General features: G+C 71.5%; 18 protein-coding genes. 17 read left to right on the top strand and 1 reads right to left on the bottom strand.

All coding sequences use genetic code 11. The features are described 5' to 3' along the window. The first annotated feature begins 147 nt into the window (after window positions 1–147). The 14 genes from CRP29_RS10730 to CRP29_RS10665 all read left to right on the top strand — a co-directional run bounded on the left by CRP29_RS10730 (window position 148) and on the right by CRP29_RS10665 (window position 17,327). The gene (locus tag CRP29_RS10730) at window positions 148–729 is read left to right on the top strand and encodes a hypothetical protein (RefSeq protein ID WP_245852735.1); all 582 of its coding nucleotides are present in this window, start codon (window positions 148–150) and stop codon (window positions 727–729) included. 302 nt (window positions 730–1,031) lie between these two features. Then, window positions 1,032–1,913, top strand: a complete 882-nt coding sequence (locus CRP29_RS10725; RefSeq protein ID WP_097195050.1) for a hypothetical protein — start codon at window positions 1,032–1,034, stop codon at window positions 1,911–1,913. Continuing rightward, entirely contained in the window at window positions 1,910–2,293 is a 384-nt protein-coding gene (locus CRP29_RS10720; RefSeq protein ID WP_097195049.1) for a hypothetical protein, read from the top strand. Before CRP29_RS10725 ends, CRP29_RS10720 begins: the two co-directional genes overlap by 4 nt. After that, a complete protein-coding gene (locus tag CRP29_RS10715; protein WP_097195508.1) occupies window positions 2,293–3,102 on the top strand; it encodes a hypothetical protein in 810 nt (269 codons plus the stop codon). Before CRP29_RS10720 ends, CRP29_RS10715 begins: the two co-directional genes overlap by 1 nt. Window positions 3,103–3,130: 28 nt before the next feature. Beyond that, window positions 3,131–4,639 (top strand): hypothetical protein, encoded by a 1,509-nt coding sequence (locus CRP29_RS10710; RefSeq protein ID WP_245852734.1) that lies wholly within the window; start codon window positions 3,131–3,133, stop codon window positions 4,637–4,639. A gap of 63 nt (window positions 4,640–4,702) precedes the next feature. Further along, window positions 4,703–6,217, top strand: coding sequence for an SCO6880 family protein (locus CRP29_RS10705; RefSeq protein WP_217991531.1), 1,515 nt, complete (start codon window positions 4,703–4,705; stop codon window positions 6,215–6,217). Further along, a complete protein-coding gene (locus CRP29_RS10700) occupies window positions 6,214–7,722 on the top strand; it encodes an ATP-binding protein (RefSeq protein WP_097195048.1) in 1,509 nt (502 codons plus the stop codon). The genes CRP29_RS10705 and CRP29_RS10700 overlap by 4 nt, the downstream gene beginning before the upstream one ends. Then, window positions 7,719–8,888, top strand: coding sequence for a M23 family metallopeptidase (locus tag CRP29_RS10695; protein ID WP_097195047.1), 1,170 nt, complete (start codon window positions 7,719–7,721; stop codon window positions 8,886–8,888). The genes CRP29_RS10700 and CRP29_RS10695 overlap by 4 nt, the downstream gene beginning before the upstream one ends. A 64-nt stretch (window positions 8,889–8,952) precedes the next feature. After that, window positions 8,953–10,863, top strand: coding sequence for a type IV secretory system conjugative DNA transfer family protein (locus CRP29_RS10690; protein WP_097195046.1), 1,911 nt, complete (start codon window positions 8,953–8,955; stop codon window positions 10,861–10,863). After that, entirely contained in the window at window positions 10,860–11,432 is a 573-nt protein-coding gene (locus CRP29_RS10685) for a hypothetical protein (RefSeq protein WP_097195045.1), read from the top strand. The genes CRP29_RS10690 and CRP29_RS10685 overlap by 4 nt, the downstream gene beginning before the upstream one ends. Window positions 11,433–11,503: 71 nt before the next feature. Then, window positions 11,504–12,022 (top strand): hypothetical protein, encoded by a 519-nt coding sequence (locus CRP29_RS10680; protein ID WP_245852733.1) that lies wholly within the window; start codon window positions 11,504–11,506, stop codon window positions 12,020–12,022. Next, window positions 12,019–12,315 (top strand): hypothetical protein, encoded by a 297-nt coding sequence (locus CRP29_RS10675; RefSeq protein ID WP_097195044.1) that lies wholly within the window; start codon window positions 12,019–12,021, stop codon window positions 12,313–12,315. The genes CRP29_RS10680 and CRP29_RS10675 overlap by 4 nt, the downstream gene beginning before the upstream one ends. A gap of 3 nt (window positions 12,316–12,318) precedes the next feature. After that, entirely contained in the window at window positions 12,319–13,641 is a 1,323-nt protein-coding gene (locus tag CRP29_RS10670; RefSeq protein ID WP_097195043.1) for a hypothetical protein, read from the top strand. Window positions 13,642–13,727: 86 nt separating this feature from the next. Beyond that, a complete protein-coding gene (locus CRP29_RS10665; RefSeq protein ID WP_217991530.1) occupies window positions 13,728–17,327 on the top strand; it encodes an NACHT domain-containing protein in 3,600 nt (1,199 codons plus the stop codon). A 104-nt stretch (window positions 17,328–17,431) separates the two neighbouring features. Here CRP29_RS10665 and mobF read toward each other — a convergent pair whose 3' ends face one another. Beyond that, complete coding sequence (gene mobF, locus CRP29_RS10660; protein WP_097195506.1) at window positions 17,432–22,918, bottom strand: MobF family relaxase; 5,487 nt, start codon at window positions 22,916–22,918, stop codon at window positions 17,432–17,434. A gap of 514 nt (window positions 22,919–23,432) precedes the next feature. Here mobF and CRP29_RS10655 point away from each other — a divergent pair. The 3 genes from CRP29_RS10655 to CRP29_RS10645 all read left to right on the top strand — a co-directional run bounded on the left by CRP29_RS10655 (window position 23,433) and on the right by CRP29_RS10645 (window position 25,217). Continuing rightward, window positions 23,433–23,621, top strand: a complete 189-nt coding sequence (locus tag CRP29_RS10655) for an SRPBCC family protein (protein ID WP_281256801.1) — start codon at window positions 23,433–23,435, stop codon at window positions 23,619–23,621. Between the two features lie 97 nt (window positions 23,622–23,718). Further along, window positions 23,719–24,627 (top strand): hypothetical protein, encoded by a 909-nt coding sequence (locus CRP29_RS10650; protein ID WP_097195041.1) that lies wholly within the window; start codon window positions 23,719–23,721, stop codon window positions 24,625–24,627. A gap of 5 nt (window positions 24,628–24,632) precedes the next feature. Then, window positions 24,633–25,217 (top strand): hypothetical protein, encoded by a 585-nt coding sequence (locus CRP29_RS10645; protein WP_097195040.1) that lies wholly within the window; start codon window positions 24,633–24,635, stop codon window positions 25,215–25,217. Window positions 25,218–25,353 lie beyond the last annotated feature (136 nt).

Raw genomic sequence — 25,353 nt, 5'->3', positions numbered from 1 at the left:
GGTCTTCGCCGCCGAGTCTACGGGGACGGGTCTGACATGTCCACGCCTCCACCCGGAGACAGGGAATCGCCGAATGCGACTGGTCAGCCCTCAGCGACCGCGCTGCTCATCCAACGCCACCTGTCCGCGCCCCGCCTGGCCACCTACGTGCGCGCCACCGATGGCGACCTGGACCGTGCGGTCGAGCTTTACCTGTGGAACGCGGCGGTCGCCGGTGCGCTGTGGGAGGTCCTTAACCACGTCGAGGTCGTGCTGCGCAACGTCCTGCACGACGCCCTGACCGCCCGACACCAGCGGCTGGGCCGAACCGGGCAGTGGTACGGCGACCCTACCCGAGAGCTCTCCCAGCACGCCCGCGACGACATCAGCCGAGCCAAGCAGCGGCTGCAGCGGGCCGGCGCCCCGCTGCTACCCGGCAAGATCGTCGCCGAACTGAGCTTTGGATTCTGGCGGTTCCTGCTCGCCCGCCGCTACACCGCTTCCCTCTGGCCGGCGCTGCGACCCGCCTTCCGGTACTTGCCCGGATCCGATCGGCGCCTACTGGAGGCTCCGGTCGCCCGGTTGCACGTACTGCGCAACCGCGTCGCCCACCACGAACCGCTGCTGGCCGAGCCGCTGGGCGACCGCTACACCGATCTGCTCCAGATCGTGGGATTCGTCCACCCGCAGCTGTGCGGCTGGCTGGACACCCACAATCGCCTGCTGGCCACACTCGCCCAGCGGCCCTGACCGGAACCGGAGCAGCGCAGCTTCGGCTGGTACGCCCACGTCGGTTCTCCCGTAATCCTCCAGTAGTTCGCCTGTGGTCGGCCGATCGTCACAGCTGCTGCGCCCGTCGCATGCCCGACCTCACCAGGAGACCTCAGTGCCGTAGCTGACTGGAGAACTACAGGAGGTTGGAGCGCAACGGTCGGCGCATGCAGACCACCGCCCCGTGTCGGGGATCAAGGAGCGGCCGAACGAGCCGTGACGCGCCGCCGGCGGCGTCGTTGGCGATCGCCGGCTCCGTGCGTCCTTCTGGGGACCGGCCGATGACGGTTGAGGCGTTGCGCGGGGCCGTGATCGCAATCCGCGCCGGAATCTTCGACGAGGTCAGCGGTGACGATGTCGTCTGCACAGGCCAGGTGTCCGGCACCGCGGTCGCCGGCAGCGCCTACCGGTCGGATGCCGGTCCGACTCCCTGGGCGGCAGGCGATGTCGGCGGCCCCGTCGTCCTAATCGTGGCCGGTCACGCCGGGGCCGGCGCCTCAACGGTCGCCTTGGCGGTCGCCGAGGGCCTGGCGGAGAGCCGGCGGGTCCAGCTGATCGACTACGCCGAACCGGTCCGGTCGGGCCTGACGGCGGCCTCGACCATCGAACTGGGCACGGACGGCGCCGAGTGGCGACGCGGCCGGCGCGGTCGACTCGACGTGGTCCGCCTCGCCCGCCGCCCAGGCGACGGAGAGCTCCCGCCGCCACCGGAGACCGACGCCACCGCTCGGCTGCTGGTGGTCGATGCGGGCTGGTCGCTGACCACCGCGCTGCTCGACTCACCCGGTCCCCTCATTCAAGACGCGAACGTCGTCGTCGTCACCCGGGTGACGGTCCCCGCGGTCCGGCAGGCCGAGCACGTGCTGGCCGCCCTCGCCGACGAGCCGGTCGTCGCCGCGGTCGGCCCGGCGCGCTGGCCGCGGGCGGTGCAGGCCAGCTGCGGACCACGACTGCGTGAGCTGCGGTCGCTGGGGCGGGTGGTCCGGGTTCCGGTCGACCGGCGACTGGAGACCGCCGGACTCAACGGTGACCGGCTGCCGAAGCCGGTGGCGTCCGCTGGCCAGTCGATGGCCGCGCTCCTGGTGCCGGCCGAGGACCCGCAGCCCCGGCATCGGCGTCGAGCGGGGCGGGCTGGGACCGGCTGCACAGAGGAGATCCGATGATCAGCGGGCGCCGAACCGCGCCTGCGGCGCTTCGCGCGGCCTCGGCCGTCGCACTCGTCCTCGCCGGGGTGGTGGTGCTGGGCGCCGAGCCGGCGGCTGCGGCCCCGGTGGAGATCACCGCAGCGGTCTGCCCGGAGGCGCCGCCGGGGATGCAGGCCTTCGCCGACGACGTCACCGCCTGGGTGAAGTGGGGCGTGCTCGCGCTGATCGGCATCGGCGCGGTGGTGTCACTCGGCTCCATCCTGGTGGGGCGGATCTTCTCCCATCCGCACGCCTCCCGGTACGGGGCGATGGGTATCGCAGTGGTGGTGATGGTGGCCATCACGTACACCGCGATCCTGACGATCCTCGGCTCGATCACCGGCAGTGGGTGCACCTGATGAGCCGCCGTCAGAGGCACCGGGAGAGCAGTGCGGGGGAGTGGGGCCCGGCTCGGCTGCTGACGCTTCTCGTGGGCAGCGCGCTGGGGGCGCTAGCGGTGCTGGCCGGACTGGTCCTCACCGTCATCACAACGTTCACCGACGCCGGCCCTGGCCCAGCCGGGGCCGCACCACAGCTCACGGCTCCGGCAACGGACTTGTCGCGGCATGATGCGCTGGCCGCCGCCCCTATGCCGCACGCCGAGCCGGAGGCCGCGCTGCCCGGCCCGCTGGCGACCGAGGCCGCCGGCGTGATGGAGCTGCCACGACCCACCGGCGTCGGTCCGGCAGAGGTGCCCACCGGCTTCCCCCGCACGTCGGAGGGGGCGCTGGCGCAGCTCGCGGCCATCGACGTGACCGCGATGGAGAGCGGATCGGTAGACGGCGTGCGTCGGGTCATCGCCGAGTGGGCCGCGCCGGGCGGCCCCACCCCCGAGACGTGGTCGGGTGTGGACGGGATGGCGCGCATGCTCTCGGCGGCCGGCTTGTCGAGCGCGGGGTCGCCGCAGTTGGCCATCGTGGTCCGCCCGCTGATGGGGCTGATCAAGGGCACGGTGGGCCCGGACTTTGCGGTGGTGTGCGTGGACTTCGAATTCACCGTCGCCGTGGAGCAGACCTCGCGGATCGCGATCGCCGACTGCCAGCGCATGGTCTGGACCGTCGACCGCTGGCTGATCGCGTCCGGGCCGGAGCCAGCCCCGGCTCCGTCGGTCTGGCCGGGAACCGAGGCCGCGGTCGCGGCCGGCTACCGGGACCTGCGCTATGTCTAGGCGCTGGTTCGGAGGGCGCGGCGGGCCGGTGTCGCCGCGTGTGCTGGTCCTTGTTCTCGTCCTGACCGCGCTGGCCTGGGTGGCGACGGCCTCCTCGGCGTCGGCCGACTCCACGGTGCTCGCTTTTCCAGCGGAACCGGCCGCCGACGACGGGGTTCTGTCGTGCCTGCCGCTCAATCCGTTCTGCGTGCTCGGTGAGGTCGCTGGCGCCGCGGTCGCCGATGTGTGGGTCAACGCCATGCTCTCGTTGTGGGAGGCCGGCCTCTGGCTACTGGGCCTGGCCTTCTCGGTGATCGATGCCCTGGCCACCCCGGACCTGTCCGCCGACGGACCGCTGGCGGCGGTGTATCCGGTGACCTTCGGCATCGGGGCGACCGTGGCGGCGCTGATGGCCATGGTGCAGCTGGGCGTCGCGGCGGTGCGCCGGGACGGGGAGACACTCGGCCGGCTGCTGATCGGCCTGCTGCAGTTCGGGCTGGTCTGGGCCGGCTACGTCGGCGTGGCCGCGCTGCTGGTCACCGGCGTCTCCGGGCTGACCACCGCCCTGCTGCGCAACCTGCTGGGCATCGACAACATGGCTTCTTTCGAACCGTCGATCAGCGTGGGCCGTGATCTGGTCGACGGCACGGTCGCGACTGTCCCGGGCGTCTGTTCGATCTTCCTGCTGGTGCCGGCCAGCGCCGGCTTCCTGCTGCTGATGCTGGTCCGCGAGGCGGCGCTGATCGTGCTGGCGGCAACCTCGGCGATCTCGGCCGGCGGGCTGCTGGCACAGACGGCGAGCTCCTGGTTCTGGCGCAGCCTTCGCTGGTTCCTCGCTGCGCTGCTGGTCGCCCCGGTGGCCGTGCTCGTCCTCGGCGTGGGAGTCACCATCACCGAGGGCATCGTCACCGGAGCCAAGGAGACCAGCACCGAGCAAGCGGTCGGCATGGCGGTGGTCGGCTGCCTGCTGATCCTGCTCGCCGCGATCTGCCCGCTGGCGCTGTTCCGGCTACTGGCCTTCGTCGACCCGGGAACATCCAGCGGCGCGTCGCTTCGCTCCTCGCTGGCCGCCTCCGGCGGCGCGATGGGCGCGCTGGGCAACCTCGGCGGTCGGGGTGGTGGACGGGCCGCGGGGGCCGCGGCCGTCGCGGCCTCCGGCGGGGTGGCCGCGACAGGCGCCGCGGCCCAGCTGGCTGGAGACCGAGCGCAGGGTGAGTCGACCGCGGACTCCGCCACCCAAGGCCGGTTCGCCGGCGTGCTGCACGGACTCACGGTCGGCACCGCCCAGGCGGGCCGGCTGGCCGCAGGGGTAGCCGCATCGGCAGCCGACGTGCTCTCGGGCGCCGGGATCGGGCACTCCGCGCACTACTACGGACCGTCGGTACCCGGTCGGGCCGCTCCCGGCTCCAACGGACACGGCCGAGCGGCGCCGGGCTCGGCGGGGGCGGGGCAATCAGCGCGAACGGACGACGGCACCCCCCCCGCCGGGTGCCGCAGGTCCGGCCGCGTACGGGCCGACGGGCACCGACCGGAACGACAGCCCGGCCGACCCGGGTGATGCCGGTCCTCCGGCTCCCCGGCCACCTCGTCGAGGCGACGGGCCTGCCGGTGGAGGTACCCGGTGAGCGCTCACCGCTACGGCGACTACTCCCGGGACGTCTCGGGCTGGTTCCTCGGGATGACCGGCGCCCAACTGGCTCTGGTGGCGCTCTCTGGAATGCCGGCCCTGCTGGCGCTGAACGCCCAGGCCTGGGGGCTCTTCTTCGGCTGGCTGCCGGTGTGGGCGCTGCTGGCCGCGGTGCTGCTGGTGCCCGTCCGGGGCCGCGCGGCCGGCCGCTGGTTCGCCGACCTGCTTCTGCACGCGATCGGAGTCCTCATGGGATGGACGGCGTTCGGCTCCAGCGCCGCATCGGGAACGGCCGACGACCTGGCCGAGGCGGATCTGCCCGGAGTGTTGGCCGGCATCCGTACCCACGACGGGCCGCCCTTCGGGCAGCTGTTCGACCGCCCGGTAATCGTGCAGGACTCCGCGGCGCGCACCTGGGCGGCAGTGGCCCGGATCGTCCATCCGGGTATCGGGCTGGCCGAGCCGGGTGAACGGGATCGGATGGCGGCCGGGCTGGCCGAGCTGTGCGAGCTGACCGCACGCACCGAACTGATCGACACCCTCGCCGTGCACCTGCGGACCGTGCCCGACGACGGCGCCGAACGCGCCACCTGGGAACACGCGCACACCCGCGGCGACGCGCCGACATTGGCCACTCAAGTCAACGCGCTGCTGGGCGCGATGCTGACCCCGGCGGCAGTGCGCACCGAGGCCTTCATCACCGTCGTCGCCGGCGAGAGCCGGATCGCTCGCGCCGCGAAAGAAGCCGGCGGAGGGGTGGACGGCCGCGCCCGAGTGCTGCACGGAGTGATGGCCGAGGTCGAGGCCGCACTGCGCGGCCCGGTCGGCTGCACCGCGGTGGCTTGGCTGGACTCCGCCGCACTGGCCGCCGCGGTGCGCACCGGCTTCGCCCCCGGCGACCGCGGCCAGCTGGTCGCCGCTGACCTGGCCGCCGCGTCCGGGCAGGGGCTGGCCGCGTGGGTGCCGATGGCCGCCGCCGGCCCCACCCAGGCGCGCGCCGAGGTGCGGCACTACGTGCACGACGCGTGGGCGTCGGTCACCGACACGATTCTGTTGCCCGACCAGGGGGCGGTGCTCGGTGCGTTGGCTCCCGTGCTGGTGCCGACCACGGCGGGAGAGCGGCGCTGCCTGACGGTGTTCCTTGCTCCGCTGCCGCTGGAGCGGGCCACCAGGATGGTGGGCCGGGAGGAGATGAGCGCCACCACCGGCAACGAGATGCGCGCCCGGATGGGCTTCCGGCAGCGGGCTCGCCAGCGCCGGGACACCGAGCGAATCGGTGCCGCCGACGAGAAGTTGGCTACCGGCCGGGCACTGGTTCGTCTTGCCGTCGCTGCCTGCGTCACTGTGCCGGCGTCCTGGCCGGTGGCCGAGCACGGCCGCCGGTTGTCCGCCTCCGTTCGCGCCGCCGGATTCGTGCCGCTGCGGCTGGACCTGGCGCAGGATGCTGGCTTCGCTGCCGCTGCCATCCCCCTCGGCGTGGGGCTGCCGAACCGGCGAGGACGACGATGACCCGCCGCCTTTCCCGCCGCGGGCGCGATGTCGCCGTCCTGCTCGATGACTTCGGCCACCGCCTGCCCACCGCTCTCCCTGCACCGGCGGCGCCCCGCGAGCGGGGGTCGTTTCCCGTTCTGGTGCCCCGCCGCGGCCCCCGCGGCCGCGGCCGGGGCCGGGCCGCGACACCGGCGCCGCTGTCGGTGTGGCGGATGACTTCGGAGCAGACCCCGGTGGCGTGGCCGCTGATCCCCACGCCCGGCCTGCCGCCCACCGGCGCACAGATGGGCATCGACCTGCTCTCCGGAGGGACGTTCTACTGCGACCCGGTCGGCTGGGTCACCGACGACGCCATCCCGGTCACCAATCCCAACGTCGTCGTCTTCGGCAAGCCCGGCCGCGGCAAGTCCGCCACGGTCAAGGCGTTCGCGCTGCGGATGCTCGGCTACGGCTACCGCACGCTGATCCTGGGGGACACCAAGGACGAGTACGAACCGCTGTGCCGCGAGCTGGGGGTGGAGCCGTTCGTCATCGGCTCGGGCCTGCCCGCCCGGGTCAACCCATTGGCTTTCGGCCCCCTTGGCTACCGGTGGGAGCGCCTGGACGCCGCCGAGGCGCGCCGCCGTGAGGCGATCATCTTCGCCCGGTGGCTCGTGCTGCTGCGCGGCCTGGTCGGCTCCCAGTCTGTGCCGTTTGGCCCGGTGGAGGAGACCGCGGTGGGGGAGGCGCTGCGGCTGCTCACCGGCTACCGCGGCGGCGCCACCCGGCTGACCGAGCCCACGATCCCGCAGTTGTGGCGGGCGCTCGACGAGCCTCCCGACGAGTTGGTCGCCAGCTGCCGGTACGCCGACCGCCGGCACTTCCTCGACGCCACCCGCATCTTGCGTGACGCCCTTGGCGCCCTGGTCAAGGGTTCCTTGGCGGGGCTGTTCGACGACCACACCAGCATCGACGTTGACTGGCGCGCGCCGATCCAGTCGCTGTCGCTGTCCCGGCTGGAGCCGCTCGGTGATCAGGCCGTCGGTATTGCGCTGACCTGCCTCAACTCGTGGGGGCAGGCGATGCGGGAGATTGCCGACCCGGGTGATCTGCGCATCGTCGTGCGCGACGAGACCTGGCGGCAGATGCGCCTGGGCACTGAGGCGATGAAAAGTCTCGACGCCAACTTGCGGCTGTCCCGCCGGGACGCCGACGTGCAGATCCTGCTGGCGCACAAGCCCTCGGACATGCTCACCGCCGGCGACGCCGCGTCGCAGGCGGTGGCCATCGCCCGCGACCTGCTGCACCTGTGCGACGTGAAGGTGCTGCACGGCCAGGACCAGGCCGTCGGCGACGAGCTCGGCAGCCTGCTCGGCCTGGCGCCGATGGCCCAGCGGGTGGTCACCGGCTGGGCCGTCGCGGGCAAGGGCCGGGCGCTGTGGCTGGTCGGGGATCGGGCGTTCAAGGTGCAGACCGTCCTCACCGCGCCCGAGTTGCGACTGACCGATACCAACGAGGCCCTCACCGCTGGAGGTCCGGCGTGAGCGGGACGGCGGAAGGATTGGCCCAGGCGTACGCGACGCGATGGCTGTGGAAGGCCGCTATTCCGATTGCGCTACCGGTGCTGGTCGGGCTCACCGTGTTGCTGATCCCGTTGGCCGTTCTTGTAGCTCCGGAGGCATCGACGCAGGCGGTCTCGTCCGCCTGCTCGACCGGTGGCACCGGCGCGACCGTCGCCGGCATCGAGCTGGACGCCGTTCAGATGGGGCAGGCGCAGACCATCGTGAACGTCGCCGCGGTGCGCGGGCTCGGGCCGTACGCGGCCACCGTGGCGCTGGCCACCGCCTACCAGGAGTCCCGATTCCGGATGCTGGCCAACGACGGCAGCAGCCCCGAACTCACCGCCGAGCAGGCCGCGGTGACCGCCACCAGCCTGCAGTACGCGCATGACGGGCTGGGCTCCGACCACGACAGCGTCAACACCTTCCAGCAGCGGTGGATCGCCGGCTGGGGCACCCCCGCGCAGTTGATGGATCCCGTCTACGCCGCCGAGGCCTTCTACGCCCGGCTCGTCGAGGTGCCCAACTGGCAGACGATGTCGCTCACCCGTGCAGCGCAGGCTGTGCAAGTGTCGGCATACGGGTCGGCGTACGCCCGCTGGGAACCGCTGGCCCGAGAGCTGACCGCCATGCTGTGGCCGGCCGCCCAGGCGACCGCTGCCGACGCGACCGGTGCAGCGTCCGCTGTCTGCCCGGGCCTCCCGGTGGCTGCCGGGTCGTGGGTCGGGCCCAGCACCGGAACGGTCACCTCCGAGTACGGGCAGCGGTGGGGCACCCTGCACGCCGGGGTCGACATCGCAGGGCCTCGCAACACCCCCGTGTACGCCGCCGCCGACGGCACCGTGACCACCGCCGCCTGCACCAGCGCCTACTGCGATCGCGACGGCAGCCTGAACCTGGCTGGTTACGGCAACCTCGTCGAACTCGACCACGGCGTCGGCGTGACCACCCGGTACGCGCACCTGTCCGGCTACACCGTCACGCCCGGCCAGCAGGTGCCCGCTGGTGCGCTGATCGGTTTCCAGGGCTCCACCGGCAACAGCACCGGCGTCCACCTGCACTTCGAGGTCCGCGTCGACGGAGCGCCGATCGACCCCGTCCCTTGGCTGGTCGACCGCGGCGTCGATCTACATGCCCCCAACCCCGCATGAGTCCGCCACCAATGCCGCGAGACCGAGGAGGAGCCATGAACGCTGCATGTCCAGGAGGCCGGCGGTGAGCGCCGGCCGCCCGCGGCCCGACGTCGGTCCGGCCAGCTGGGAGGTTCCCGCCGCCGCCGGTGTGGTCTGGCTGACCGCAGGCGCACTGCTGCTGCCCGTGGGTCGAGCCGCCGCGACCCTGGCGACCGGCGGCGGCTGGGTGTGGCCGACCGGATCGCCCGCGCTGGTCGCCTCCGTCGGCGGGCTGCTCACCGGCGACCTGGCCGCCGGTCTCGACCCCACACAAGCCGCGGCACTGCCTGGAACGGGCGCCGTGTATGCCGCCGTCATCACCGTCCTCGTGCTGTTCCTGACCGGCAGTGGGGGAGCGGCGTGGGCCGTACACCGATTCTTGGGCGGGGGAGTGGGCATGGCCACCCGCGGCCAGGTCGCCGAGGTCCTCGGCCGCGCCCGGCTTGGCCAGGTCGCCTCCGTTGTCCGCCCGGACCTGCCTAGCGGCCGCCGACGGCGAGACCGCACGCCGATCGAGCGCGAGGTCGGGTGGCGGTTGGGCCACGCCACCGTCCCCGCCTCCGGTGAACTGTGGGTGCCCTTCGACCGCGCCACCGGCGTCTACGGCCCCCAGGGCTCCGGCAAGACCCTGGACCTGCTCGCCCCCGCGTTGCTCGGCGCCCCCGGCCCAGCGCTGGTGACACTGACCAAGGCCGAGGACTTGCTTCTCACCCTCGACGCGCGCGCCACCGGCGACCGTCCGGTCGCCGTGCTCGACCCCTTCGGTGCGGTGCCCGGCCTGCCGGAGCTGGTGTGGGACCCGGTCGCCGGCTGCGTCGATCCGATGGTCGCCGAGCGCCGCGCCAAGGCATTCACCGCCGGCACCGTGACCGGCGCGGTCACCGGCGGCAGTAGCGACAGCGCGGCGCGGTTCTACGCGTTCGAGGCGGCCAAGGTGTTGCAGGCCTATCTACACGCCGCCGCGCTCACCGGGCGCACGATCGAGCACGTCCTGGAGTGGGCCGCCCACCCCCAGGCAGCCAGCCAGCCGGCCGACATCCTGCGCGCCCATCCGCACGCCGCGCCGTTCTGGGACGGGCTGCTGCACGGCGCCTTGAACGGCGATCCGCGCACCGCCGGCAACACGACGACGACCGTGCAGCAGGCCCTGGCCTTGTTCTTCCAGGCCGACATCCGCCGCCGGTGCGTGCCCGGACCCGGCCGGGCGGCCACCGACATCCCAGCGCTGCTGTCCGCCGGTGGCACCGTCTACCTGCTCGGCCGCGAAGACCCCTACGCCTCGGCATCGCCGCTGATGACCGCGCTGGCCGAGCACGTCCTCGACACCGCGCTGCAGTTGGCCGGCGACGCGCCCACCGGGCGGCTGTGCCCGCCGCTGCTGGCCTGCCTGGACGAGCTGCCCTCCACCGCGCCGCTGCCGACCTTGCGCACCCGGATGGCCAACGACCGGGCCCTCGGGGTCAGCTTCCTCTACGCCGCCCAGACCTGGCGGCAGCTGGTGCTCGTCTACGGCGAGGACGAAGCCCGCGCCCTATTCGGGCTCACCAACGTGATCGTCGCCTTCGGCGGCGGCAAGGACGGCGGCTTCTACCGCGAGCTCTCCGAGCTGCTCGGCACCACCCGGGTGCGGCGTACCTCCTACACATACCGCGGAACCGGGTGGGGCCGATCCACCCACGGTGAGACCGTGCCGGTGCTGCGACCGGAGGAGATCCGCCAGCTGCCGCCCGGCCGCGCCCTGGTCGTCGCGGAGAACGCTCCACCGCTGATCGCCCGGCTCACCCGCTGCCTCACCGGCCGCCGCGGCGGGGAGCTGCTCGCGGCCCAGTCCGCAGCCCGCGACCGCGTCGCCGCTGCCCGCGAGGAGACCGCGCCTTCGGCCGAGCGCGCCGCTCTCGCCCACGAGGCGGCCGCCAACGCCGGCCTGGTGCCGACCGGGCAGGACATCCGATGACCGGCTCCCAGCTCGCCGTCACGTTTCCCAAGCCGCCGCACGAGGTGCGCCGCGCCCTCGATCAGCTCCGGCTGGCCGAGGACGCCGGCCTCGAGCCCACCGGCCTGCCATTGCTGGACCGGCCCTGGGACCCGGCCACCTGTTCGGCGGTCGTACGGCAGCAGTTGTGGCCGTGGCTGGACGACGTCGCGGCCTGGCTCAACCACACCTACGTCTGGCAGACCACGAACGCCATCCCGTCCTGCTGGCCCACCCACCCCCACCTCGTCCAGGAGCTCGCCGTGCTTGCCTGCCTGCGCGTCACTGCCGCCGCCGCCCTGGTCCCGCACGGGCTGGAGGAGTGGCACCGCTACGCGTTACCGACCTTTCACGCCCGGATGAGTGAGCGACTCGGTACGGGTTGCCCGCCCGGCCGGCACACCGACTGGCCCGCCCGATCCCGGGCTGCCGACTACGACAGCCCGAAGGCCGCCGAAGCACGGCGGGCGCTGTTCGCCCGCGACCTCGGCCTCACCCCGCCCGCCGGGAGCGAGCCAGGATCGACCGGCAGCGGGATAGGCAGGCCGTGAGCCGCCCGGCCGCGCACGGCCGTGGGGACTGGGTGTCGCTACTCGACGGCGTGCGAGTCAGCCGCCGCTGGATGACCCGCCATACCCCACAGCTGCTCACCGCGTGGTGCGACGCCCCCACTGCCGGGCACCGGCGGGCGATCGCCGCCCGCATCCTGCAGATCGCAGCCGACCTGGAGAGCGAACCGGACGACGCCGACGACATGGCAGCCGAGTCGGCCTGGCGGGCGTTCGTCGTCCGGATCGATGCCCGCCTGGTGCGCGACCCGGACTGGCTTCCGCTGGCCGCCGCGCTGACCCGGGCTGCGGCCGCCGGCTACGACGTCGCCGTTCGGCTGCCCGCGCTGGCCGCCGCCGCGCCGCTGCCCGACCGTCATCCGGCCCGGGAGCTGCACTGGCGATTGCTCGACGACTGCCCGGACGCGCTGACCGCGCTCAGCCCCACCGGTGACCTCGCGGCGACCACCGAGGGGGCCCCGATCGTCCACAACGGCCCTGGCGGTCCACAGATGTTCCGCGGCATCCCGCCCGGTCTGCCGCACCGACTCAGCCTCGAAACAACCAACCCTCAGGACAGGAGACCGTCATGACCGCCGACGTGGCCAGCGATCCACTCAGCTATGCCGCCTCGCTCCTCGACGCCGTCGGCGCTGACCGAGAGCAGGTGCCCGCCGACATCGCGCTGGAGTGCCTCTACGCCGCCGAGTTGCTGGAACTCGCCGGTGCCCGTACCGAACGGATACCGCTGATCGACGGCGATCCGCGGGCCAGCGTCCGTGCCGCCATGGGAGCACTCGGCCTGATGGACGAGGCCGCCTTCGCGAACCCCCCGGTGCTCGACGCCGCGCGAGCCGCCCGACACGCCCTGCGACGACTGGGCTGAGAAGTGGCCACCACCCTGCAGCAGCTCCTCGACGGCCTCACCGAGCGGGCCACCGAGCCGCAGCCCTCGGCGACGATCGAGGACGTCACCGGCGGGTTGGCCCACCTCGGCCGGGCGCTCACCGGCCTGGCCCACGACGGGCTCACCCCCGGCAACAGCATGCGGCAGCGCGCCGCCGCCGAACTTGCCGCCGCCTGCACCACCGCTGGTCGGCTGTGGCCGCCCACCGGCGGACCGCTCACCGACCTCGCCGGCACAGCCGCCGACCTCGTCGGCCGCGACCGCGACATCATGGGCCGCTCGCATCGGTGGGCGGTCACCGTGGAACTGGCCGAGGTGGCCGACCACTGCGCGCGGCTCGGCCGCCGACTGCTGCCGCAGGCGGCGGCTCCGGAGTTGGCGACTGTTCGGGAGTCGGCCGTCGCCGTCGAACGGATCGCACAGACCGAGCCTCCGACGGCGATCGGTGCGGTAATGCTCGACCGCCTGGTACCCATGCCCGGCGACCCGCTGGCAGCCGCGCAGCTGACCGTCTTGGATGCTTCCGGGGCGCTGGCCGCGGCAATCGACCGAGCGCAGGAAAGCAGCGAATTGACTCTGCGCGACTTCCGCGCCGCCGTCGCCGCCGCCGAGATCACCAGCCGCAGCGCCGCCACCGTCACCGCAGCCGCCACCGGCAACGATGCCGGACCGCTGCTGGTCACCGGACTCGCCTGGCAGCTGGCCGGCCGCGCCAGCACGGTCTTCGACGATGGCCGACGAACTCGGTCCACCGATCCCCACGGCGTCGTCCCGTGGGCCTTGACGTTCGTGGGCTACCTGCGCGCACAGGTCGCCTTCAACACCGACATCGGGGCGCTCCGCGACCGGGACGATCTGGCGGCGGTCGCCGGCAGGATGCAGCAGGTCACCAGCCAGCTGCCGGTCCTCGCCGACCAGCTCACCGCGGCAGTCGACCGCTGGTCCCGAACCGGACAGCTGTACGCCAGCGCTCGGGACCTGCCACCCATGGACAACATGCCGGACGACCGGGTGGCTGCCGTGATCGCTGGACGACACGTGCAGGCCCGCGGCGCCGATCTGGACCGCCTTCGGCAGGTCGTCGGTAGGGCGGCGGAGCTGTCGACCGGACTGGCCGACGCGCTAAACCGCGCCACCGCAGCCGGCCCGCCCGCCCAACGACACCAGGCCCGTCTCTACGCCCAGGCAACGCGAACCCCCGACGCGCCCGAGCGCCTGCTCGACCACGCCCAGGCTGTCCATCGCGACATCACCACGATCCGGTCCCCGCATCAGGTCGCGCGGGAAGTTCCACCGTCCCGATAGTCGATCCCCCTGCGCGACAAAGCCGTAGTGGGCCTCTGCAGCGTGTATCCCTGCGGCTGTCGGCGGGGTCCGCGAGGATTCCCTCCGTGGCCAGCTCCGGTTCGTACAAGTATCTCTACGAGCGTCTCGGCGCTGATCGCTTCCAGCAACTCTGCGCCGCACTTGTCGTGGAGAGCTTCGAGGATGTCGCAGTCTTCCCCGTGCACGAGAAGGACGGCGGCCGAGACATGGTCTCGGGGACCGGCGAGAACCGCACGATCCTCCAGGTCAAGTGGACAGGCACCAGGAACCGGAAGCCGGCGTCCTGGCTGAAGGCCCAGGTCAAGGGTGAGGCCGACAACATCAAGCGCTTGGTTGGCGAGGGATGCAAGCGCTACATCTTGATGACCAACGTCGAAGGCAGCGCCACGCCCGGGAGTGGCGCTCGCGATGACCTCGATGGAGCCCTCAAGGAGCTCTCGAAGACATACGGCGTGGAGATGTCTTGTCTCTGGGCCTCCGATCTTGACGCCTGGGTAGACCTGGCGCCGTTCGAGCTCAAAGCGGCATACGTAGACATGCTTGCGGGCACCGACGCACTCTTCGCCCTCCTACGTTCTGAACTTCTTCAGGAGCGCGAAAAGCGCGAAAAGGACATACTCGTTACCTACGTCGCGACGCACTGGGATCGCGACAAGAGGGTGAAGTTCCGACAAGTCGACCTCAGCTCGGATCTACTGACTGACCTGTTTGTCGACGTGGCCGTGAGGCGAGTCCGCAGCCCCCGAAACCTCGCTCTTCCCGCAGCCGATCTGGGCGGCGTCGCGAAGCACCTGCTGAATTCGCAGTCCCCTCCCTTAACCCTGATCGAGGGCGTGCCTGGACAAGGCAAGTCCACGCTCGCGCAGTACGTCTGTCAGGTGTATCGGGCAGGGTTCATAGGCCGCAAGCAGCTCGCCGCAAGCAAGGAGTCCCTCCCCGTCGATGAGACGGAAGACCTTCGTGTCTCAATCCGTATCGACCTCGCCGACTACGCGGAATGGATCAGCGGTCACGACCCGTTCTCCGCTTCCGACACTCTCCCCAAGAGGACCAAGGAGCGGAGTCGGATCGACCTTGAGCTATTCCTCGTCGACCACCTGGCCGCAGGCGCCCCCGGCCACGACATACGGCTCGATGACGTCCGAAGCATCCTCGACCGCTTCTCAACCCTCGTAATCCTCGATGGGCTTGATGAGGTTGCCGCCTCCTCGGTCCGGGCCAAGGTCGTCCGGACGATCGACGAGTTCACGACTCGCTGGGCTCAAGCCCGCCCAGGCAACATGCGGATCATCGTCACCACCCGCCCGAACGGCTCTGGCTTGCCCGAGCCTGCGCCGGACATCTTCGACAAACTCGTCCTCCGACCGCTCGACGAAGCGACGAAGAAGCGGTACCTGCGTCGGTGGGCAGCGGCGCAGCACCTCGACGGCTCCGAGCGACGCACATTGGAGCGTGTGTTCGGCGAGCACACCGCGTCACCCCACGTCGCACAGCTGGCGGACAACCCGATGCAGCTCACGATCCTGCTGCATCTGATCCGGATCAAGGGTGAGTCCATGCCCACCGCGCGCACCAGCCTCTACCGGTCGTACATGGACCTCTTCCTCGAACGGGAAGCCGCCAAGTCAAAGGTCGTGCTCGAGAGCCGCGCCGACCTAGAGGAGGCCACTTCGTACCTCGGCTGGCTGATGCAGGCCCTCACCGAAGTCGACGCCTCGTCGACCCGGTTGCCGGCCCAGCGCATCGTCCGGGAGTTGAAGGCCTACCTGGCGGTCGTCGAGAAGGCCACCGCGCCCGTGCAGTCATTGTTCGAGGCCATGCGGGACAGGGTGTGGGTACTCACCAGCAAGCACTCCGGCACCTACGAGTTTGACGTCCAGTCGATCCGCGAGTTCTTCGCCGCCCGATTCCTTTACGACTTTGCCGAGGCAGATACCGGCCACGATTTCACCCCTGAAGGTGCACTAGTCGAGCTCCTCCCGCGTCCCTACTGGGCCAACACCGCGCGATTCCTCGGAGGACATTTCCCGCCGCGGCTGCTTCCCGAGGTGGCCGAACTGATCGAGGCCCGGTTCGGGGAACTGTCCGGTGCACGGCAGGTCCGAACTACCGTCTGGTCCCTCCTCAGCGATGGCATTTTCAAAGAACGTGCAAGCAGCCAGAGACGTGTCGCGGAGCTCTTCGCCGATGAGCTGGCCGTTCGACTCCTCGCACCTGAGATCAGTCGCCGCACTTCCGTCCCGGACCTTCCGAAGGAGTTCGGCGGGCTCGACCTGGCCGCGCGACTGCGGAACGACATCACCGCGGACGTCACTTCTCTGCTAACGCCAGCGAGAAGTTCCATCGCCGCGACAGTCGGCGACCCCGACGAGTTCAACATTTGGTGGGCTTCCGAGCTGGGCACGGCGGCTGGCACCGCCAAGGAGGCCCACTGGTTGGCTGTCGGCCGCCCGCTGGCGTCCGGGCAGCACCTCCCCCCGTCAACGGTCGAGGCGCTGGCCATGGACACGCCAGAGGGCGCAAGGGCAGCCATCGCCGCAGGGGTTTCCCCCGAACACAGCAGCAAGCGAGCCAAGCGACTCCTCGATTGGACTCTCGCAGGGCATTGCTCCGATGTATCGCCGCAAGGGACTAGCGAGGCCAGCGACCTGCTCCGGGTCGTCGCACCACACGTCCTGCTCACCAAAGCGGCGGGTGAAGCGCTGCCCGGAAGGCTCGGCATCGCCGGCCACCCCGTCACAGTCATCTCTCAGGAGCAGCGGACGGCTGCGCTCAGGCGTCTCGCCGAGCGGCATGGCGGCGACCAGCTGAAGCACGCGCTACGCGCCAAGGCCGGCGAGAAGGGCACTACGAGCCAGTGGGTCAACACCGCCCGCACCCTTTGCGCGACTTATGGCGGACCCTGCTGGCTTGCCACTGAGATCGCGGCCATCGGCGCCGCACTTCACGCCACGGAGTTCAGAACCGGCGGCGGTACGACAAAGGACGCCCCGTGCTTCGGCACCGACATGGACTACGGCCAGTGGCTACCAGCAGTACGACAGTATCGCGCCAGGCACGAGTGGTGGGAGGAACAGCGGACCAGCTGCACCGATGACCACGCGCGAGCAGCATGGGTCCTAGGGGCGCTCGCAGTCGCGAACTCGGACGTGGTGACTCGACTCCTTCCTACGATCAGCGGGGTCGTAGCTGACCTTCCCCACGACGCACTGTGTGCCCTGGTCGCCACGAGCAGCCGGATTGCTGCTTCCGGACTGCCCCGCAGGCTGAGCACTGCCGCCGTGGACAAGAAGACACCGGCTGCAGTCCGTCTCCTGCTCGCCCACTACGCAGACGACCTGACTGACCTGCTGCTTGGTGACACCTCCGTGCTCCACGAGGCCGCCCGGTTCCCAGTGGGAGCGTGGCCCGCGACACAGGTCGTCACGAGGCGCGCGCTCAAGGACCCCTCGGATGAATCGTTGGCGCTGGTCGAGCTGTTCGGGCTTAGCGCCATGGATGCGCTTCCCCTCGACAGCGAACTGCCGATAGAGAGCGCTGAACACATCCTCAGGCATCCGGATCGGTACTCGACAACTTGGCTGACGGTTGCTGACCAATCGCTGACCACGCGTCGGTACGACCAGCCGCTCAAGAGCTACGTCGACGCACACTGGGGCATCTAGCTCGTCTCAGGCAATACACGACACGCCTGAGCGGCGACTCGTCTCGCGCTCGCTCAGTCGGACGTCGAGCGAGAACGACTGCAGCGGTCCCGCACGTCGAACGTCTATCGGGAGTAGGGCAGGTCAGGCAGCGCGTCCTGCGCCGGGCGTCCCGTATAGCCCGCCCGGTGAGGATCGTCGTAAGGAAACGCCAACCGGGACGCCTGCTGCGGACTGGCCGTAGTCCTGGCGGTGATCGGTTCGGTGTCCAGCACGGCGGCGTGGACAGCGCCCAGGGGGACACCGAGAGTCTCGGTGACTCGGTCGATGTGTGCCAGCCACCGGGCTGGTGGTGTGGCGACGATGATGGCTGCCGCGTCACGCACTCCCGCCTGGATGGCCAAGGGGTTCCTGTCGCTTCGGGCCAGGGTGAGGCGGGCGTCGAGAAGGGCGTCGGCGAGGCTGTCTGAGGTCTCGATGGCCGTGCGCAGCGCGACGACGCCGTCGCGATGGAGGACGTCGGCCGGGTCGAGGCCGTCGGGCAGGGTGAGCCGGCGGGGGTCGTCGCCGCGCGCGGTGAGCTGCCAGAAGATGCGCTCGGCGGCCCTCTGTCCGGCGGCGTCGTTGTCCGTAGCCAGGAGAATGCCCGGATTGCCCTCGCGGATGTGGGGGCGGAGCAGGTCGGCTTGTCGATCGGTGAGGGCTGTGCCGAGGGGGGCGACGCCAACTGTCCGTCCGTCACCGGCGAGGGTGACTGCAAGAGCATCCAGCGGTCCTTCAACGAGGGCCGGGACGGCACCGGCAGCGAGCGCGGACCGGCTTTCGTAGAGCCCGAGCAGGTGGTCGCCCTTGGTGTAGAGGTCGGTGCCGGGGGTGTTGAGGTATTTGGGTCCGGCACGGCAGTCGTCGGCAGCGGCGGGGTTGCGGCGGGCGATGAACCCGACGATGGTGCCGTCGGCGTCGTGGATCGGGAAGATGAGCCGGTCGCGGAATCGGTCGATCAGTGCCCCGGTGCGGGCGCATTGGACGAGGCCGGCGGCGAGCAGTTCGGTGTCGGTGGCGCCGGACGTCCGCAGGTGGTCGAGGAGGGTGGTCCAGCCGGCGGGGGCGTACCCGGGGCTGAACCGCGGGTCGGCGGTGAGGTCGGTGCCCAACCGTTCGCGGAGGTAGTCCGGCGCCCAAGAGTCGTGGTAGCGGTCGGTGTAGAACGCGGCCGCCTTGGTGTTGAGCTCGATCAGCCGGTCGCGGCCGACGACGGCGGTGGCCCAGAAGTGCTGCTCGAGCAGGTAGTCCGCCTCGTCGCAGGCCGGTTCCTCGCGGGCGAAGGGGTCCGAGGTGAAATACCGCGGTCCGACCAGCGGCGATTCGACGTCGGGGTCGGGGGGCTCGGCGTCGTCGTCAGGCCTGTAAGCCCAAACGGCGCCGGTGAGAGCTGTGTTGTCGGCGGCCGGTGGGAGCAGATGCGCGTCGTCTGGTGGCTGCAGGTCGTCCGGTAGCGGCTCGGGCGTTTGCACGGGCGCGGGGTCGATAAGGGCGGCGATCCGGAAGACGAGCGTTTCGGCCAGCTCGTTCCCGGACCGGCCGCCATCGTCCGCCGACGGCAGGCCGGCGACCGCGGCGGTGAGCAAGTCGGTGGGGGACCAGCCGTCGCGGATCCCGACGGTGACCGCCGCGACGAGGGCCGGCCAGGCGGGGGTGTCCAGCACACGCTGCCCGTGCTCGTCGGGCAGCAGCGTCAGAAGGGTGGTGCACCAGTCCGGCCGGACTACGGTGGCGCCCGGCCCGGCGGCGACGGTGGCCGGGGCCAGGTGAGGGGTGAGTCGCCACCACAGGGCCGCGGCGGGCAGGTCGTCGGGCAGCGGTCGCTGTGCCACCGCGGCGAGCAGGCCGGCGGCGTCCAGGCCGGCGCGGTCGGCTGCCGTGAGCCGTTCGGCCAGGGCCGGCCAGTGCGGGTCGCGGCGCACGCGGGGGTCGATGCTGTCGGCCAGCCTTGACCACCCTGAGCTTCCAAGTGCCGGGATGGCGGCGGCCACCGCGTCGTCCAGCCGTTGCTGATGCCGGCTTTCGGCGACCGCGGGGCGGGGCGGGCCGGTGGGGCGCCGGTCGCCGTCGGGGACGGCGAGCGCAGCGCGCCAGACGGCGAGCTCGGCCCTCAGGCGTGCCTGGTCGGCGCCCAGCAGCGGCCGCGCCCAGGTGGGTGCGCTGGCCGGAGTCATGGCGGCGGCGGTGTTGACGACCCGGGTCGCGCAGTCGGTGACGTGGCGGGCGCGGGCGGCCAGGTAGGTGCCCCAGTGCGAATCGTCGGCAAGCGCCGTCGGCGTGCCGGGCAGCCACGGCAACGGCCCCGCCGGACCGGGACTGGGAGCGTTCAGGCGCCAGCCGAGGACGGCGGCGGGGTCGCGGACGCCGTTCAGCTCGCGTCTGGCTGCCGCCGTTCGCAGGGCGGCGATGGGATCGGTGCCGCTGACGGCGAGCAGCGCCAGGTGCCCGTGCAGTGTGGGCCAGGCCGGAGCCCCGGTCAGCCCAGGGTGGAGCTGCTCGGCGGCGTTTTCCAGTGCTTCTGCAGCTGTGGCGCCGAGTTGGTGGGCGGCGGCGAACCGCAGTGCGTCGGCGTACCGGGCGGCCGCGGAGTGCAGCTGTTCTTCAGGGTCGGCCAGCGCCCGGCGGGCGCCGGTGGCCGAGGTCTGCGCGCCGTCGCGGTCCAGCATGCCGAGCAGAAGGTCAGTGGCGGCGGGTGGATGGACGGCGGCGGGGGTGACGATGCTGTGCGGCTCGCCATCCCCGACGGTGGCCAGGTAGAGGTGGTTGGCGGTTCGGCCGCGGGAGAGCGCGACGTAGAGCAGCTGCCGGCTCTCGCTGCCAGTGAGCACGGTGTGGCAGGTATCGGCGGTGACGCCCTGGGCGCCGTGCACAGTGGTCGCGTAGCCCAGTTGCACGTGGTCGGCGACGTAGTCGGCCGGCAGGGTGATGCGCCGAGCGCTGCGGTTGTGGGTGACGGCGAGGGCGCCGTCGTCGTGCACGGCGGTGACGGTCCAGCGGTCGCCGTTCTTCACCCAATCCGCGGCGCCCAGCGGCAGTCGCCGGTCGTTGGTGCGGGTGATGATCGGGTCACCGGTGCCGGCCCGGGTGCCGTCGGCCAGCGCCACCTCCCGGCCAGCCGGTCCAGCGAGGGCGGCGAGTCGATCGGTGCGGGCCCGCGCGTTGAGCACGGTCACGCTCTCGCGGGTGGCGGCCAGCAGCAGGGCGTCGACGCCGCGGGCCTGGTCGGCGGCCCAGGCGGTGTAGGCCTGTTCGGCGCAGTTGGCAGCATCTCCGACATGCACCCGGCCGGAGTCGAGGTAGAAGCCCACGGCGGTGGTGTCGCCGTCGCGAACCGCGACGGTGGCCGCGGCCTCGGCCGGATCGGCGAAGCGGACCAGCTGAGTCAGCGTCACCGCGCCGTGGGTGGCGGCGATCTCGGCCAGCACTCCGCCGGCGGCGACCGCGGCCAGCTGTCGGTCATCGCCGACCAGCCGCACCGACCCGCCCCGCCCCAGCACGTGGTCGACGACGGCAGCGAGCTCGCGGGTGCCGGCCATGCCCGCCTCGTCGACGATCACCAGCGTGCCGGGGCCGATGTCGGTTACCCAGGCCGGCCGGTCGCCGGTGTCCAGCGCCCAGACCAACTTCGTCACGGTGTCGCAGTGGCCGGCGACGGCCTCGCGCAGCCCGGCGGCGGCCACCGCCGACGGCGCCAGACCGAGCACGCTGCCGCCGGCGGCGGTCCAGGCCCGGGCCAGCGCGGCCAGCGCGGTGGTCTTGCCCGTACCGGCGGGCGCGATAGCCAGCTGCACCCCCACCCCACTGCCGGCCAGGTCCCGGACCAGTTGAGCCTGGCCGGGGTTGAGCTCGGTGCCGTTGGCGGTGACCTCCAGCAGCGCCAGTTCGACCACCCGGGGATCAGCCTGGCGGCCGTCGGCGCGTCCCGCAGCGGCCAGCAACAGCGCCTCGGCGTCCAACACCTGCTGGGACGTGTAGAGCTGGGCACCGGCGACGGTGTAGACGCTGGCGCCGTCCGAGCGGCGCAGCTCCGACGGCTCGACCGCCGAGTCCGACTCGCGGAGCGGGATCGACAGAGAAGGTGAGAGCGCGGCCACGCTGACCTGCGCAACCGCGGCATCGATGACATCCGGCGCGAGGTCGGCGGCCCGGACCAACCGCTCGGCTTCGGCGCGCACATGCCAGACCTGCCAGGTCGCGCGCTGCGCGGAGACCGTGTCCAGCACCCGGCCGGCGGCTGAGCGCACCCAAGCATCGGTCACCACCGCAACGGCACGGACCCGTGGGCGCAGGGCGTCATCGAGCATGCCGGCCACCGCCGTCGGCCCGCCGAGCACGTCGTGGGCCTGTTCTCGCCAGGCCGCCCGCTGTTCGGCGAGCGAGCGGGCCTCGTGCTTGGCCTCTCGCGTTTCCAGCGTGGCCTGCTGGGCGAGCGCGATCGCTTCGGATGCCGTGGGCGTCCGGGAGTGCTCGGACTGGAAGTCGGTGGCCAGCTCTCCGCGGCGGACGTCGATCGCCTGGCGCCGCGAGGACCAGGCGCTCAGCAGCCGGGCGTCGAGGCCGACGATCTCCCGCACCGACCGCTTGCCGTCCTCCCGGCCGGGACGCTCGGCGAAGCGAACCCCGAACCCGGCCACCAGATTGGCCTCCAGTCGGGTGTTGTACCGCTCCGAGGCCGCGACGTTGGCCTTGTACAACACCCGCCCGTCCAGCGCCCGCCACCGCCCGTCGCGGCCCTGCACCTTGTTGCTCACCGCCACATGGGTGTGCAGGTCCGGATCACCGGCGCGCGAGTCGCGATGGGTGAACACCGCGGCGATCAGCCCCGAGGTGTCCACCTGCTGCGCCCCGCCGGCGCCCAGCCGGGTGAAGACGGCGTGCCGCTCGAGCCAGGCCAGGGTGTCGGCAACCGCGGCGTGGTGGGCGGCCTCGATCTGTTCGGCGATCTCACGGGGTGCCAGCGCCCACAACGCCGACACCGACTTCACCGGCGAGAACGTCAGGTCGTAGCCGGCCACCGCCTTCGTCGCCGGCCGCGACGCCCGGGCGATGAACCCGGACAATTCGCGGGCATCGGCGGGTGGGCGGCCGTGCTCGGCGGCGAACATGCCGCGTGCGACCTCGCCACGGATTCGGGCCCGTTCGGGCGCCGGCAGGGGCGCATCGGGTGGCAGCCCGCGGGCGGCGTTGACCGCAGCGAACTCATGCGCGCAGCGCGCCCGGAAGCCGTCCGCGGGTGTGGGGTAGACCAGAAACGGCTGGCCGAGGGCGCCGGCGGCGCGCGCCTGCTCCGGCGTCCGTCCGGCGGCGAGCTCCTCCCGCTCCAGACGCTCGGCGTCGGGATGGCGCCCCTCGCCGAATAGAGCCTTCATCTGCGCCTCGTCGACCGGTTGCCCGGCGCTCACGGCGGGCAACCCGGTGAGGCCGCTGCCGGTCCAGACGCCCGGCGACTCGCCCCGATGTGAGTAGTAGTCACCCAGGCCGGCATGCCCGCGTTCGGTGGCATCCAGCGCCGCGACCTGCCGTGTCAGGTACGTGTACCCGTCACCCGCGGTCAGCTTGTGCAGCGACATCACCACGGCTGCGGACGGTAGGAACGAGACCTCCAGTGCTTCTCGCGTAGTTCTCCTGTTCGGCTGCCTTCTCCACTTACTCGCGGCTCATCGGTGCGGGAAAGCGCCGTCGCGGGTCTGGCTCCTTACGGCCCGGCAGGAGGGATCGTGGTGGCCAGCGGTTCCGTGCAGGCGCCGGGGATGCACGACGACCGTCGGGCCGGTCGCGTTGCTGCACCTCTGCCCGGGAATGGACCGGGGCATCTGACGGATGAGGACGCGCACCAGGTTGGCAGGAAGGTCGGCTACCAGAAGGCGCTTGGTTGTCCGAGATGCGACCGACTCGGGCACGACCACGGGTGCGCTGAGCTGCAGCAATACTCGAGATGCCGGCGTCTCACTGCTGTGGTGCGAGTCCCAGTAGATGCAATAGGCGACCTTCTCGCCGCAAGTGCATGAGGTGTGTGGCACTTGATCTTGGTCAAGCTTCAGTAGCGATTAGGCGCAGGATGGCCGCGGGGGGCAGAGCGCCAGGATCGACGTCGAGGCCTCCGTCGAGCCGGTCTGGGAGGTGCTGCGCGAGGTCGAGCGGCGGCCGGAGTGGGCGCCGACGGTGACCTCGGTTCGCCGCCTGGACGACGGGCCTCTCGCCGTCGGGTCCCGGGTCCGGGTGGCGCAGCCGCGGATTGCTCCGACCGAGTACGTGGTGACGGAGCACGCGTGACGCTGGCCGTCGAGCAGGCCACGTTTGCGTAACGCCGCAGTCCCGGATATCGCCGTCCTATCTAGAGTGCACCGGAGTCCGATCGGGGAGCTGGGCAGTGACGACGGTGCGCAAGCAGGTGCGCTTCTACGAGCCGGTGCTCGTGCAGGGCAACGGGACCCGGTCCGAGATCAAGGGCGACTTCTGGAAAAGGGTCCGCGAGCGCGCGGACACTCTGAGCCCGAACAACAGGGAGTGCCGCTACAACTCGGTCAGCTACTTCGGGGAAGCTCGCCTCGGCGTGCACCCGGCGATTGACTACGTCTACTTCGGCCGGCTTCGACCTCGTGCGGATCACCCCGACAGCTACCGTCCGGGGAAGGGCTGGATCGGTCCGCTGAAGCCCGCGCAGGTCGGCGACCTAATCTCGGAGCCCACGTACGTGGTGCCCATCCGATCTCGCAACATCATCGCGGTCATGCGGCCGACCAGCGGCGCGACGCGCATCCAGGCCATCGAGGCGTGGCTGAACCACATCTTCGACATGATCCAAACCCCGGACCACTTTGAGCTCAGGCCGTTCATCGACGAGCAGATCCTCGAGCGCCTTCTTGGCGCATCCGGGGCGACGAAGCTCAACGTCAAGATCGCGCCGGGCACGGAGGTCCCCAGCGATCTCCCCGGTGAAGTCGGCCGCGCCATCGAGTCGGCCTCGGAGGACACGACTGACGAGATGTCCCTGGAGATGACGTGGAGCTTTGGCCACAGGACCGGCAGTCAGGGCTGGCGGAGTGCCCTGCTCAACACCGCTCAGGCCATCGCCAGGGGCTCCTGGGCGGAGAAGGCTGTGGTCAGCATGCAGGTTGAGGATGACGACGGCTTCCATGTGGAGCAGCACAACCTCTTCGAGGACCGCGTTTCGTTCCCGGCGAGCTTTGAGGTCCCCGAGGGTCGGGAGCCGTCGGAAGAGTCAGTGCTCACTGGTATCCAGGGGGCCATCGAGGAGTTCCGTCGGCGTCAGCTGTAGGTGACATGGGGCAGAAAGCAGTGATGCGCCGGGTGAAGGCCGGTACCAAGCGCGTCCGGGCCTGGGCCGAGGACTACCCCATGGCCGTGAACCTGGCGGCGGGCGTGCTGCTGGGCCTCTACTGGCTCGCTACACGGTGGTGGCCCGACGCGAGCATTCCCAGGGCCCTCGGCGGGAGCGTGAAGAACGAGGTTCTGCTGGCCCTCGACCTCGGTGCCGCCGGTGTGGCCACGATGACGGCCGGCTTCGCCGGTGTCGTGATCATTTTCGGCCTGTCCGGCGGTGGGCCACGCTTCCGCAAGCTTCGCCAAGCTGGGGGGCAGCGGCTGCTGGCCAATTGGGTCTCGGTGGTGGCGGTGTCCTTCACGGCCGCGTTCCTTGCTGTCGCCGCCGGGGTTGCAGCGCTTGCTGACTGGACGCAGGAGTCGGTGTGGGGCTTCCTGTTCGCGTGTCTGCTGGCCGCGCATGGAGCCGCGCGCCTGGTCTGGCTGCTGACCGCGCTCGCCCAGGTGGTCAAGCGGACCGATAAGGACGAACAGATCGAAGCGGACGCGGTACACATCGACGACATCCTGCGCCGAACTGCGTAGCACCAGCACGGCCAGCCAAACTCCATCGGCGCAATGTCAGGCCCGTTATCAGGGCCTGCCGGGTCGGTGAAGGTCGAGGACCGCGGCAACCGCTGGAGCAGCTGCGGGTTCAGCACCGCCGTCGCCCTAACGCTGC

Origin of the sequence: Blastococcus aggregatus (assembly GCF_900221005.1) — a bacterium.
GTDB classification, from domain to species: domain Bacteria; phylum Actinomycetota; class Actinomycetes; order Mycobacteriales; family Geodermatophilaceae; genus Blastococcus; species Blastococcus aggregatus.
This window is presented reverse-complemented; position numbering and strand designations above follow the sequence as displayed.

Excerpts from the sequence above, each read along its gene's own strand:
- CRP29_RS10680 (WP_245852733.1), top strand. The coding sequence starts at position 11,504 with ATGACCCGCCATACCCCACAGCTGCTCACCGCGTGGTGCGACGCCCCC.
- CRP29_RS10645 (WP_097195040.1), top strand. The coding sequence starts at position 24,633 with ATGGGGCAGAAAGCAGTGATGCGCCGGGTGAAGGCCGGTACCAAGCGC.
- CRP29_RS10685 (WP_097195045.1), top strand. The coding sequence starts at position 10,860 with ATGACCGGCTCCCAGCTCGCCGTCACGTTTCCCAAGCCGCCGCACGAG.
- CRP29_RS10675 (WP_097195044.1), top strand. The coding sequence starts at position 12,019 with ATGACCGCCGACGTGGCCAGCGATCCACTCAGCTATGCCGCCTCGCTC.
- mobF (WP_097195506.1), bottom strand. The coding sequence starts at position 22,918 with ATGTCGCTGCACAAGCTGACCGCGGGTGACGGGTACACGTACCTGACA.
- CRP29_RS10700 (WP_097195048.1), top strand. The coding sequence starts at position 6,214 with ATGACCCGCCGCCTTTCCCGCCGCGGGCGCGATGTCGCCGTCCTGCTC.
- CRP29_RS10715 (WP_097195508.1), top strand. The coding sequence starts at position 2,293 with ATGAGCCGCCGTCAGAGGCACCGGGAGAGCAGTGCGGGGGAGTGGGGC.
- CRP29_RS10725 (WP_097195050.1), top strand. The coding sequence starts at position 1,032 with ATGACGGTTGAGGCGTTGCGCGGGGCCGTGATCGCAATCCGCGCCGGA.
- CRP29_RS10720 (WP_097195049.1), top strand. The coding sequence starts at position 1,910 with ATGATCAGCGGGCGCCGAACCGCGCCTGCGGCGCTTCGCGCGGCCTCG.